Below are 12,967 nucleotides of genomic sequence, written 5' to 3' on the forward strand. Positions count from 1 at the left end.
TTAAAAGCAGTCGACCTCGAGCTGTTCAAGAATGGTCAGACCTTCATAGTCATTGCAGTCTTCAAATAGTTCTCTGAGATAGTAGACGTTACAATGAAGTAAAAATTGGGCATCGGAAATCGGACCTATACCGTTTCTCATGTCTGCTGCTTTTTGTTTGAAATGGAGCCAGTACTTATCATTTTTCTTATGTGTATCGATTAGCTCTAGTACCCGATCCAACATCGACTCTGTTTTTTCTTTATCTGTCATAGGAGAGTAATCAGAGTCGTTTTCTTGATTTATTTCTGTCTTTGGCATGATGATTTTTCCTGCGTTTTATGGACATCGCTTATGGTTAATAAGCAAACTTTACGCCAGTTAATTTGAGAACCTCACTATTATAAAACAGTAGGTTATAGATGATTGTCGTGTTTAAGACATGAACAAATGAATAAAAGGTGACAATAGGCTACTTTTATTTCAAACGTTGAATGTGTGAGGAGTGGTGCCGTTATCTTTGTTGTTTATGGTAGAAGTGTATGGTGAATGAAAGTATCAGATTAATAAAAGTTCCTGAATGGTCAAACAATTCAGACAAGATTAATCATCGGAATTAATATGGATTTAATACAATATTTTACGTATAAATAAAGAATCAATAACATTGAGCTGGTGGATGACAATGAAACTCTATATTGGCAATAAAAATTATTCTACCTGGTCACTGAGGCCATGGTTTCTTTTGAATTACTTTAAGGTCAGTTTTACTGAAAAAATGCTCCCATTGGATACCCCTCAGTTCTATTCAAGGCTTGATGGAATTTGTCCCAACTTAAAAGTTCCTTGTCTGGTTGATGATGACCTGGTCGTCTGGGATTCTCTGGCTATTTGTGAATATATTAATGAAAAATATCTTGGCGGGAAAGCATGGCCTGACGATATCTCGGAGCGTGCTATTGCCCGGGCACTGGCTGCGGAAATGCATTCCGGATTTACAGAATTGCGTGCGGCACTTCCAATGAATATTCGGGCAGAGCGCTGGATAGATATTTCCGAAGAAGTAAGAAAAGAGATTTGCAGAATTGAAGATATTTTTTCTGAGCAGATGACTAAAAATGGGAAGCAGTACTCGGGGTGGCTCTTTGGGCAATTTTCTATCGTTGATGCGATGTTTGCACCGGTCGTTTTAAGATTTAAAACATACCGGGTGAAGCTGAATGATGAGGCTCAGAGGTATATGGATTTTGTGTTAAGTTCGTCGGCACTTCAGCTGTGGGTTGATGAAGCGATGCTTGAAACCGAGGTGGTTGAAGCTGATGAAGCTGGTGAGCCTGTTCGGTAGTCACAGGGAAAAATAAAAAAGCTGCCGTTGGCAGCCTTTTTTATTAAATCAAACGAGTGTAGTTAATTACTCACCGTGTTTGTTTTTATATACGTCACTGTTAACCCAGTTATGATCTTCTTCCCAGGTAAATAGCCATTTTCTTGTAGGGCCAGCCATTACGTTTAGATAATAGCTATCATAGCCAGCCATTGTTGCCATTGGGTGGTAACCTTTCGGTGCTTTAACAACGTCTTTATTGTATGCAGCAACCGTTTCATCCAGTGAGCGGTCATCAGTGTAAACACGTTGCAGACAAAATCCCTGACTTGGGTTCAGACGGTGATAGTATGTTTCTTCCAGATAAGTTTCATGTGGCTCATTATCCGTATCGTGCTTGTGGCTTGGGTATGAGCTTGTGCAACCTTCATCGGTAAATACTTCAACAACCAGTAAGCTGTCGGCTTCTGCTGTGTCTGGAAGGATATTCTGAACATAACGTTTGTTGTTACCAAAACCACGATTTTCAGAGCCAACCTGATCAGGACCAATTAAACGAGTAGGATAAGTACCTTTACCCGGAGCCTGGCACACTGCTAATTCAAGAGCTGTTGTTGCTTTTACGGTAAAGCCTTCGCCTTTTGTAACATAAACAGAATAAGGCTTTTTACGTTCGAATGGATCCATGCGATCACCGATATCTTCGAATGAGCAAGAATCGGTTGTAATCGTAGCTCTACCCGCAACCAGAACAAGACAGAATTCATTGTCTGATGCTGGCATGCTTAGTGTTTGGCCTTCAGTTAATTCGTAAGCCTCAAAACCTACATAACTCCAGTCCGCATTTTCCGGAGTGATTTTTTGAGTACAGTAGTTTTCATCTGGTGCGTGGTACTTGGAAAGTAAATTTGCCATGTTCTAACCTCAATCTCGCTTGCTTTTGCAATAACGTTAGGAATTGTATTTGTCGGATTATAAATTCCATTGACGTTTATTCTATGAAATTTTTATTTCAATTTAAATAAGTTTTTGACCCGCTTTTCGTATTCCTTGGCGTTTTACATAAGAATGTCCTCACAATTTTAACGTGATCACAAAAGGGGTTTTTATTTCAAAATTTAATTGAAATGAAAATTATATTCCATATAGTTGCTTTATGTTTAGGATATATCAGCTCTATGAGCTTATTGGATGCTACCAATTTTAGGTATTTCGGAGTGAGAATGGTTATGAACACCATAAGAATGACAGTAGGACAAGCATTAGTAAAATTTTTGAATCAACAATACATCGAAGTTGATGGTGTTGAAGACAAATTTGTTAATGGCGTATTCACAATCTTCGGTCACGGTAACGTTGTTGGCTTGGGTCAGGCTCTAGAACAAGATCCAGGCGATTTGATCGTTTATCAAGGCTGTAATGAACAGGGCATGGGCCATATTGCAATGGGTTATGCGAAACAGAACAAACGCAAAAAAATCTATGCGGTAACTTCTTCTGTTGGCCCTGGTGCTGCAAACATGGTTACTTCTGCTGCGACGGCAACAGCGAACCGTATTCCTGTGTTATATCTTCCAGGTGATACTTTTGCAACTCGCCAACCTGATCCTGTTTTACAACAAATTGAACAATACCATGATGGTGCTTTGACAACAAACGATGCTTTCAGACCTGTCTCTCGTTTTTGGGATCGAGTCTCCCGTCCTGAGCAGTTAATGACGGCAATGATTAATGCGATGCGCGTGTTGACTGATCCTGCAGATACCGGCGCTGTTACTGTTTGCCTGCCTCAGGATGTTCAGGGTGAAGTGTATGACTTCCCAGAATACTTCTTCCAAAAACGTGTTCACCGAATGGAGCGTCGTTTGCCAACTTCTGGAATGCTGAAAGACGCAGTTGAACTTATCCTAAGTAAGAAAAAACCTATGTTGGTTTGTGGTGGCGGTGTTCGTTACTCTGAAGCTCATAAAGCATTTAAAGAGTTTGCTGAAGCATTCAACATTCCGTTTGGTGAAACTCAGGCTGGGAAAAGTGCTATTAAATTCGATCACCCGTTAAACGCAGGTGGTATGGGTACAACAGGTTGTTTAGCAGCTAACTTGCTGGCTAAAGAAGCCGACCTAATCATCGGTGTCGGTACTCGTTTCACTGACTTTACAACTGCATCTAAATCTCTTTTTGCAAATGACAACGTTGATTTCTTAACCATTAACGTTGCGGAATTTGATGCAGGTAAGCTTGATGCAACTAAAATGGTGGCGGATGCTAAAGAAGGTCTGACTGCTCTGAAAGAAGCACTGGAAAATGCAAACTATAAATCAGCATATAACGGTGAAATTGCAGATGCTAAATCTAAGTGGGCTAAAGAACTTGATCGTTTATTTAATGTTCGCTTTGGTGATGGTTTTGAACCTGAAATTAAAGGTCACTTCGACCCTTCATTAGCAGAATACCGCGAAACTCTGGGTACTGAGTTGTGTCAGACTCGAGTATTGGGAATTATGGATAAAGAGTTTGATGACAATGCTGTTATTGTCGGTGCCGCTGGCTCTCTTCCTGGCGATTTACAACGTGTTTGGTGTCCTAAAGAGCAAGATACTTACCATCTTGAATATGGATACTCATGTATGGGTTATGAAATCGCTGCTGCGGTTGGTGCTAAAATTGCGAATCCCAATCAAGAAGTTTATGCCATGGTTGGTGATGGTTCGTACATGATGCTTCATTCTGAATTGCAAACTGCCATTCAGGAAGGTGTAAAAATCAATGTTATGTTGTTTGATAATGCGGCATTTGGCTGTATTAACAACCTTCAGATGGGTAACGGTATTCCTAGCTTCGGAACTGAGAACCGGAAACGTGATCCTCAAACTGGCAAAATGACTGGCCCATTAGTGAAAGTTGATTTTGCTAAGAATGCCGAAAGTTATGGTTGTAAAACGTATTCAGTAACAACAGAAGAAGAGTTAATTGCAGCGATTGCCGATTCGAAAAAACAGACTGTTGCGACACTAATAGACATCAAAGTTCTTCCTAAGACTATGTCTGATGGATATGAAGCATGGTGGCGTGTCGGCACGGCGCAGGTTGCTGATAGAAAAGAAATTGTAGAAGCGGCAGAACGTATACAATCTGTTCTGAAAAATAAAGCCCGTTACTACTAAGAACCCCCAATATAACTAGAATTATATCTTTAACTGTATTTGGCCTCGCAGTCGGGTTGTCGTTTCCCACGCGAGGCTTTTTTGTAGTAACTACATGTTTTTAAAAGTTATTTTGTTGTTTCAGTTCTAAAATTAAATTTAGATCACAATACGGAATAAACATTGTCTTTTTGCTTGTATTTGAAACGTATATTTCGTATAAAGTCATTATTGAAATGATTAGTGCAGGGCCATTACTTCTGTACACTAATAATCGCAACACAAATGAATAAAATCATGTTATCGACATTAGGCTGTAGCCGCCGAGGAGCGAAAAGTGAATAGCAAGAAAAAATTTGATGTAATTTGTATGGGACGAGTAGCAATTGACTTATATGGTCAACAGGTTGGTTCTCGTTTAGAAGACATGACTTCTTTCAGTAAGTATCTGGGTGGTTCTTCAGGTAACGTAGCTTACGGAACGGCTGTACAGGGTCTGAAATCATCTATGCTTGCGAGAGTTGGTGATGAACATAATGGCCGCTTTCTGAAAGAAGAATTGGAAAGAGTTGGTTGTGACACCAGCTTTCTTATCAAAGACAGTGAGCGTTTAACTGCATTGGTTATTTTGGGTATTAAAGACGAAGATACATTCCCTTTGATCTTCTACCGTGATAACTGTGCTGATATGGCTATCTCAAAAGACGATTTTACTGAAGAATACATTGCATCGGCTCGTTGTCTTGCTATTACTGGTACTCACCTTTCAAATCCCAAAACACGTGAAGCGGTATTGACTGCTCTTAAGTATGCACGTCGTAACGGTGTTAAAACTGCTCTTGATATTGATTACCGTCCTGTTCTTTGGGGTCTTACTGGTCTAGGTGATGGTGAAACTCGTTTTATCGCTTCTGATAAAGTTACCGAAGACTTACAAGAAGTTCTTGGTTTGTTCGATGTTATCGTCGGCACTGAAGAAGAATTCCATATTTCTGGTGGAACTACTGATACTGTTCAGGCTCTGAAAAATGTTCGTAAAGTATCTGATGCAACATTTGTTTGCAAACGTGGTGCACTGGGTTGTTCTGTATATCCAGAAGCTATTCCTGAAACGTTAGATGAAGGTTTAACAGTTACAGGTGTTCGTGTTGACGTTCTTAATGTCTTGGGTGCTGGTGACGCATTCATGTCTGGTCTTCTACGTGGTTATCTAAACGAAGAAGGTTGGGAAAAGGCATGTGCTTATGCTAACGCATGTGGTGCTCTGGTTGTTTCTCGCCATGGCTGCGCACCTGCAATGCCAACTAAAGTTGAACTAGACAATTATATTGCACGTGCAGAATCAGTGAAACGTCCTGACTTAGACGAAGAATTGAACCACCTACACCGTGTTACAACCCGTAAAGTTTCACCTTGGGATGATTTGTGCATCATGGCTTATGACCATCGCTCACAATTCGTTGATATGTGTGAAGCTGCTGGTGCTGATGTCGCTAAAATCAAACCACTTAAGAAACTGATCCTTCAGGCTCATCGTGAAGTTGAGCAGGAAGCAGGTCTTCAAGGTAAATGTGGTCTTCTATGTGATAGCACATTTGGTCAGGACGTTCTTAACGAAGTGACTGGTAAAGGCTGGTGGATTGGTCGTCCGATTGAATTGCCTAGTTCACGCCCTTTGCGTCTGGAGCACGGTAACATCGGCTCTCAATTAATTGATTGGCCATCAGAGCATATTATCAAATGTCTGTGTTTCTATAATCCAGAAGATGAAGAAGCAATTCGTTCAGAGCAAGAAGATCTTTTGTCAGAAGTGTATCAGGCAGCTTGTAAATCTGGTCATGAGTTGTTGCTTGAAATCATTCTTCCAAAAGGCGTGGATTCTGAAGGTGGACGACTATATGTTGAATCACTAAAACGCCTGTACTCTCTTGGTATTAAACCAGATTGGTGGAAACTGCCTTCTCAGGAAAAAGCAACTTGGTCTGCAGTCTCTGATGTAATTACTGAAAACGATCAATACTGCCGTGGTGTTGTTCTTCTGGGTCTGGATGCGCCTCAGGAAGAGCTACAACGTGGCTTTAATAACGCTGCAGGTCAAAGTATCGTTAAAGGTTTTGCTGTTGGTCGTACTCTATTTGGTGAGCCTTCTCGCCAATGGTTGGCTGGTAAAGTTGATGATCGTCAGTTCATTGACCAGATTAAAGCTAACTATCACAACTTAATTGGTCTATGGCGTAACCGTGGCTAATTGAGAAAGGGGAAGGATATAGGCTAACCCTCTATATCCTTCCGCTGGAATCAGTAGTGATTCTGAAATCATTTAGGGTTTTGTTTCGTTGTTTCATTGTTTTAAAGTTCCTTTTGTTTGGATACTTGGCTACAGATGCTGACCTGGAAATAGGTCGACCCCCGATCTGTCTTTGTCGAGTTTTAGCACCCTGTCCCGGGTGCTTTTTTTTTAAGGTGAGGCTTATGATTGTTTCTGATCCTTGGTTTTACGTTGCTGCAATTCCGGCTGTCATTATATTTGGTATCGGCAAAGGGGGACTCGGAGGAGCATTGGGTATTATTTCTGTCCCATTAATGGCATTAGTTATATCTCCCATACAAGCTGCTGCTATTCTTTTGCCAATTCTCTGTATTATGGATATCCTGGCGATAAAACAACATTATAAGAATGCTGATTATGTCCTCCTGAAACGTTTATTACCTTCTGCTGTTGTCGGTGTTGCTATCGCTGGTTGTATGATGCAAAGCTTGCCTGAAAGTGAGTTTAAAGTTTTAATTGGTGGATTATCCCTTATTTTTTACATTCAACATATGCTGGAGAAGTTGAGTAAAAATCAGAGATCCGGGAAATCAGGTAAATGCTCAGCCTTTTTCTGGAGCTGTCTTAGTGGATTTTCCAGCACTGCGATCCATGCTGGTGGTGGGCCATTGAGTATTTATTTGTTGCCGCTGAAGTTAGAGAAAGTCACACTCATCGCTTCCATGGCTGTATTTTTTGGAGTGGTTAATTTCTTTAAATTAATTCCTTATTTTCTGGCTGGTGAGTTTGATTCGACAAATTTAACGACGGCATTAGTTCTTATGCCTTTTGCCCCTGTCGGTGTAAAATTGGGCGTTTGGCTTCTATACCGGGTCAGTCAGGATAAAATATATTCCCTTTGCTATTTTTTCTTATTACTTTCAGGTCTTAAATTGATTTATGACGGCACGGGATTTTAGGTAGAAAACATTTGCTATCAGCAATGACTGTCGTAGGAATTCTATAAAAACTACGGATACAGGGTAAATTTGTTAAATATTTTCACTGCATAATATTTCGGATGAAACATCGCATCTTATAGGAATATATTTTTCTTTATTATTGTATATTTTGATCGCTGATTTAATGAACTGGTGGGAAAGTTCCGGTTTTCTGCATGACAAAATAATGTCCAGATATCCATCTCGTAATGCTTCTGATGTTGTACCTGTCAGTTCATTACTAATAACGGTCAACATCTGGTATTGATTATGTTGTTTTAATGCATTGACTACGCCTTCTGGATTACCTCCAGCATGGTAGAGACCAACCAGGTCCGGGTAGTGAGTCAATAATTGTTCCGTTGATTGCTGAGCTAAGTTGGGGTCTTTCTGGCTAATAACCGCATCGACAATTTTTAGGTCTTGGCGTTTTTCTCTGATATATGTACGAAAGCCAACCTCGTAAGTTTCCTGACACAAAAAACGATGATCACTGATAATTAATCCGACAGAACCTGAATTTTTAGCTAGGTTAGCAATATACCAACCGGCTGTTCTGCCAGAGCTACGGGCATCTTCACCTATATGAGTTGTGACGTATTGCGAGCTGATTTCACTTATCAGAGTAATAACTGGCACTCCCGCTTCGGTTGTTTTTTTTATTGTTTCATTAATTTGTGGGTGATCTGCAGTAAGAATACCTAATAAGTGACAGTACTTTGCCATATGGGTAATGGCTTCACACATGGAGGTGCAGGATATATCATCTAAAATACAAAATTCCAAGCGACAATGTTCCTGATATAATTCACAAACTTTTTTCATTTCCTCAGTCAGTGAATGGAGATAGTGAGACTCTTTACCCTGAAGAATAACTCCTACGACACAGGTTCTGGCGTTATTGATAAGGGCATTATTCATGAGGTGTGTGGTGCGAAAATTGAGTTCTTTGGCTGCCTGAAGTACTTTTTTGGTGGTTTTAGCACTTACCGTTGCTCGTTGGTTAATGACGCGATCAACTGTGGCAACACCGACATTTGCTTTCTTTGCGACATCCGAAATAGTTGCTCTTTTAGACGATGGATTAATTTTATCGACCATTTATTGTAACCTCATGTTTAAGAACTATTTTTTGATGCGCTAATCTGTTTTATTAAAAAAACAGGCGTAGTATCCGAGAAAATCGAAAAAAGTTGAAGCTATATTACTGAATAAGCCCAAATCTGTCACATTAAAGATATGTTTTTACTAATCTCTTGAAATTATGATGAAAAAATACCCCGTTTGATAGATGTTCATCTTTTGATTAGGAGTGTCGTATGTGTCTGTTAATAGATAAAACGATTGCCAAAGTTTACCGGCTCTTTAAAGAAACAATCAGATGTATTGATCCATACTGGCTATTTCTGCGTTTATATTCTTTTGAGCAATAGCAACAGAAAGAGTTTGAACCAGGCATTGAGTAGCAGAAAGAGAACGAAAAACATCAAAAATCTGGGCTTCTTTAATAACGAAGCTGACATCACTGTGCTGAGTAAGCTGATTAATATGTTGGTCCGTAATAACGATCTGTTTAATTTTTTTCTTAGTTGCAAGCATTAATGTATTTATAGCGTCATCAGAGTAAGGTGAAAAACTGATAGTGAAAACAAGATCATTTTCATCAAACATCTGAACCTGATCCGGAAACATAGCTCCCAAGCCATTTGATACCAATACTCTGCATCCAAGATGACTCAGGGCGTAAGACAGGTAAGATGCTATACCGAAAGAGCGGCCATTTCCTACAACATAAATATTGTTTGCATTTTGAATTAGGGAAATTGCTCTGTCTAAATCTTCAGGAGAAATGTCCAAAATAAGGTTGCTTAGAGATTTTGTATTGTAGTGAGCGAACTCTTGCAAAATCTGTTTTGGGCTATATTTGTCGTGGTGATTTCCATGAAGTCTTCTGTAAACTTGTAATCGTTCACTGTAGTTGCTTGTTTCTTCCAAAGTATGTTGACGAAATAATATTTTCATTTCGTTGAAGTTTTCGAAACCAAATGCTTTTGAGAATCGAGCAATGGCCGATGGTGGAACATCAGCCTCCCGGGCGATACTTGCCAATGTATTGAAAGCAATAGTACTTCTGTGTTCTAACAGATGTTTGGCAACTTGTTGAAGGCGAGTACTGAGTTCGTTGTATCTCAAATGAATTTGGTGTTGCAACTGTTTAAAACTTGTCGCGGTCATAGGAGTTGTCGCTATGTAGAGTATACAATCTATCTACTGCCTGATTTGGCAGTAGATAGATTTACCGAACGAGAATAAATTATTCTGCACCTTCGGTCCAAACTTTTTTATAAAGTTCGACCATTTCTTCGATTGAAGGAACCCGGGGATTGTTACCTGGTGAACCAGAGGCTTGAGCTTGCTCTGCCATAGTTGTCAGTAAGGACATATACTCTTGTTCATTAATACCATACGCAAATGGGGTTGGCACCTGAAGCTCTTCATTAAGGGCACGAAGTTCAGTGATTAATTTATCACATGCGGTATTGTCGTCGTCGTCAGCTGCTGCTACGCCAAGTGCACGCGCACAATCTGCATAACGGTCTTCAGAACCTTTAATTGAAAATTCTGTTAATACAGGAAGCAGCATGGCGTTAGACAGACCATGAGGAACATGGAAAAATGCACCAATAGGACGGCTCATACCATGAACAAGAGCAACAGAGGCGTTTGAGAATGCCATACCTGCAAGAGAAGCACCCAGCATCATGGCTTCACGTGCTGTTTCATTGCTAGGTTCATGGTAAGCAAGTCTCAGATTTTGACCGATCAGTTTCATTGCTGTTAATGCCTGCATAGAAGAAAAGGCATTTTTCTTCTGGCTGACGTAGGCTTCCATAGCATGAGTTAAGGCATCAAGACCACAGTCAGCAGTTACCCGTGGTGGGAGTGAAACTGTCAGTTCATAATCAATCAGTGCAGCCGTTGGCATAAAACCAAGACCGGCACACATCATTTTTTCGCCTTTTTCGTCATCGGTAATAACGGTTACACGAGTATTCTCTGAACCTGTGCCAGCTGTTGTTGGAATTGCAACGATAGGCAGGCCAGCTTCGCAAACATCACGAGGGAATTTATAATCACGGATAATGCCACCAAACTTGCCGACTATAGAGATTGCTTTTGCACTATCAATAGGGCTGCCACCACCCAAAGCGATGATTGAATCAAATCCGCCTTCACGAACCATTTTTACACCAGCTTCAATAGAGCTTGCTGTTGGTTCCGGAATGGTTTCAGAAAACACACTTGGTGTAATGCCAGCTTCTTTTAGTGCATTTTCCAGGTTTTCAGCATATCCCAGCTGAACCATCATTTTATCGGTAACGATCAAAGGTTTTGATACGCCTAATGTTTTCAAAACAGAAGGTGCTTGTAAAGATGCACCTTTACCTATTTCCATTATTCTTGGAAGTATTACTCGGGCACTCATTTTTATACTCCGGTTAGTTAGTCTATGAAATTTTGATTTCATTATGCTACCACTTTTACTCGTTTTATTTCAAACTGTAAAATGAATATTTCATTACTTTAAATTTGTGATCAAATAATATGAAAATCGATATTATTTATAATAATCAATATTATAAGTTAGTTATTATGCTATGTAACATAACTTGGTTATTAAATTTTTCAGACTTAGAGCACATTTTTATTTCCTTGTTTTAAGTTTTTCTTTGTATTTTATGAAATAAATGTTCCAATTATTGATAGTTTTGTTTTGAGTGATTCGACAGGGGAATAAATCGTGGATTTGGGAATATTTGGTATATTGCTGTCATTGGCACTGCTAATGTATTTGGCATATAAGGGGATGTCTGTAATCTGGCTGGCGCCGGTATTAGCACTGGTGGCTGCTTTATTTTCAGCTGGTTCACATTTGATGGCTAGTTATACAGAAGTGTTTATGGGAAGTGCAGCGAATTACGTTAAGTTGTATTTTCCTGCTTTTCTTCTAGGTGCCGTTTTTGGCAAAGTAATGGACGTTTCCGGTGCAGCAAAGAGTATTGCGACAGTGATTACTGATAAAGTTGGGTCAAAGAATTCAATTTTAGCTGTTGTGTTGGCTGTCACCGTATTAACGTACGGTGGAGTATCTATGTTTGTGGTGGTATTTGCTGTTTACCCTATTGCCGCCGAAATATTCCGAAAAAATGATGTGCCTAAGCGTCTTATTCCGGGAACCATTGCCCTCGGGTCATTTACGTTCACAATGACAGCGTTGCCTGGTTCTCCCCAGATTCAGAATACCATTGCCATGCCGTTTTTTGGCACAACGGCTTATGCGGCTCCTGTTCTTGGTGTTGTTGCTTCTTTAGTTATGTTTGGCCTTGGCATGATATGGCTTAAACGTCGAGAAGCCACAGCAAGGACAAATGGTGAAGGTTATGGGATGCATGTTGAAACTTCTACTGAAGAAGATGATAGCGAAGTTCCATCTGCATTGTTGTCATTTATCCCAATTATTATCGTATTAGTCCTCAACTTCTTGATAGTTACCTTTTATTATCCTAATGCGGATACCAGTTACTTAAAAGATTTTGGTATTGAATTGCAGTCAGTTAAAGGAATGTGGAGTTTAATCCTTGCTTTGACGACGGCGATTATAGTTGCTTTGCTTCTGTTTAGAAAATACATTCCCAATATCAGGGAAGCTGTCAATGAAGGAAGTATTAGTTCTATCATGCCTATAATGAATACGGCTGCTGCAGTTGGCTTCGGTAATGTAATTAAATCGTTGACTGCTTTTGTGTTAATAAAATCAATGATTTTATCTATTCCCGGTACCCCTCTACTTTCGTTCGCATTGTCTACCAGCTTACTGGCTGGGATTACCGGTTCTGCATCTGGAGGTTTGAGTATAGCCCTTGATGCATTGGGAGATGTTTATATTCAGCAGGCTCATACATTAGGGATTAGTCTGGAAACATTGCACCGTATTGCATCGGTTGCTTGTGGTGGTCTTGATTCATTACCACATAATGGGGCCGTAATCACACTGTTGGGCATTTGTGGGATGAAGCATAAAGATTCTTATAAAGATATTTTTATGTGCACATTGCTTTTCCCAATGGTGGCGACAATCGTTGTTGTCATTCTTGGTTCGTATGGCATCGTTTAACCATTGTTAAGGTCTTTGGATTGTAGCGCGAAATTGTTGTGGTACTCATTTGAGTACCACATTTCTTTGTCTTCCTGATAATTTTGGTTGTTTATT

Annotated in this window: 10 protein-coding genes; 5 read left to right on the plus strand and 5 right to left on the minus strand. The window is 39.9% G+C overall.

Translation table 11 applies throughout. The features are described 5' to 3' along the window. Positions 1-300, minus strand: a complete 300-nt coding sequence (gene cowN / locus LRQ06_RS15760) for a N(2)-fixation sustaining protein CowN (RefSeq protein ID WP_232768008.1) — start codon at positions 298-300, stop codon at positions 1-3. Between the two features lie 364 nt (positions 301-664). Between cowN and LRQ06_RS15765 the strand changes: the two genes are divergently transcribed. Then, entirely contained in the window at positions 665-1,324 is a 660-nt protein-coding gene (locus tag LRQ06_RS15765) for a glutathione S-transferase family protein (RefSeq protein WP_232768009.1), read from the plus strand. Positions 1,325-1,390: 66 nt separating this feature from the next. Here the strand turns inward: LRQ06_RS15765 and iolB are convergent, their stop codons facing one another. Next, positions 1,391-2,218 (minus strand): 5-deoxy-glucuronate isomerase, encoded by an 828-nt coding sequence (gene iolB / locus LRQ06_RS15770; protein ID WP_232768010.1) that lies wholly within the window; start codon positions 2,216-2,218, stop codon positions 1,391-1,393. Between the two features lie 314 nt (positions 2,219-2,532). Between iolB and iolD the strand changes: the two genes are divergently transcribed. The 3 genes from iolD (at position 2,533) to LRQ06_RS15785 (ending at position 7,674) form a co-directional block, all read left to right on the plus strand. Then, positions 2,533-4,467 carry a 3D-(3,5/4)-trihydroxycyclohexane-1,2-dione acylhydrolase (decyclizing) gene (iolD, locus tag LRQ06_RS15775; RefSeq protein WP_232768011.1) on the plus strand — a complete coding sequence of 645 codons (1,935 nt, stop codon included), beginning with the start codon at positions 2,533-2,535 and terminating at the stop codon, positions 4,465-4,467. Positions 4,468-4,783: 316 nt separating this feature from the next. Continuing rightward, positions 4,784-6,694 (plus strand): bifunctional 5-dehydro-2-deoxygluconokinase/5-dehydro-2-deoxyphosphogluconate aldolase, encoded by a 1,911-nt coding sequence (locus LRQ06_RS15780; RefSeq protein ID WP_308218837.1) that lies wholly within the window; start codon positions 4,784-4,786, stop codon positions 6,692-6,694. A gap of 224 nt (positions 6,695-6,918) precedes the next feature. Further along, complete coding sequence (locus tag LRQ06_RS15785; protein ID WP_232768012.1) at positions 6,919-7,674, plus strand: sulfite exporter TauE/SafE family protein; 756 nt, start codon at positions 6,919-6,921, stop codon at positions 7,672-7,674. Between the two features lie 72 nt (positions 7,675-7,746). On the opposite strand, the gene LRQ06_RS15790 is transcribed toward LRQ06_RS15785, so the two are convergent. The 3 genes from LRQ06_RS15790 to LRQ06_RS15800 form a co-directional block, all read right to left on the minus strand. Continuing rightward, positions 7,747-8,796, minus strand: a complete 1,050-nt coding sequence (locus LRQ06_RS15790) for a LacI family DNA-binding transcriptional regulator (protein WP_232768013.1) — start codon at positions 8,794-8,796, stop codon at positions 7,747-7,749. A 276-nt stretch (positions 8,797-9,072) separates the two neighbouring features. Beyond that, entirely contained in the window at positions 9,073-9,930 is an 858-nt protein-coding gene (locus LRQ06_RS15795; protein ID WP_232768014.1) for a MurR/RpiR family transcriptional regulator, read from the minus strand. Positions 9,931-10,009: 79 nt separating this feature from the next. After that, the gene (locus LRQ06_RS15800; protein ID WP_232768015.1) at positions 10,010-11,182 is read right to left on the minus strand and encodes an iron-containing alcohol dehydrogenase; all 1,173 of its coding nucleotides are present in this window, start codon (positions 11,180-11,182) and stop codon (positions 10,010-10,012) included. Positions 11,183-11,497: 315 nt separating this feature from the next. Between LRQ06_RS15800 and LRQ06_RS15805 the strand changes: the two genes are divergently transcribed. Further along, on the plus strand, positions 11,498-12,871 hold the full coding sequence (locus LRQ06_RS15805; RefSeq protein ID WP_232768016.1) for a GntP family permease: 1,374 nt from the start codon (positions 11,498-11,500) through the stop codon (positions 12,869-12,871). Positions 12,872-12,967 lie beyond the last annotated feature (96 nt).

The sequence above is a fragment of the Vibrio salinus genome (assembly GCF_021272385.1).
Taxonomy (GTDB): Bacteria; Pseudomonadota; Gammaproteobacteria; order Enterobacterales; family Vibrionaceae; genus Vibrio; species Vibrio salinus.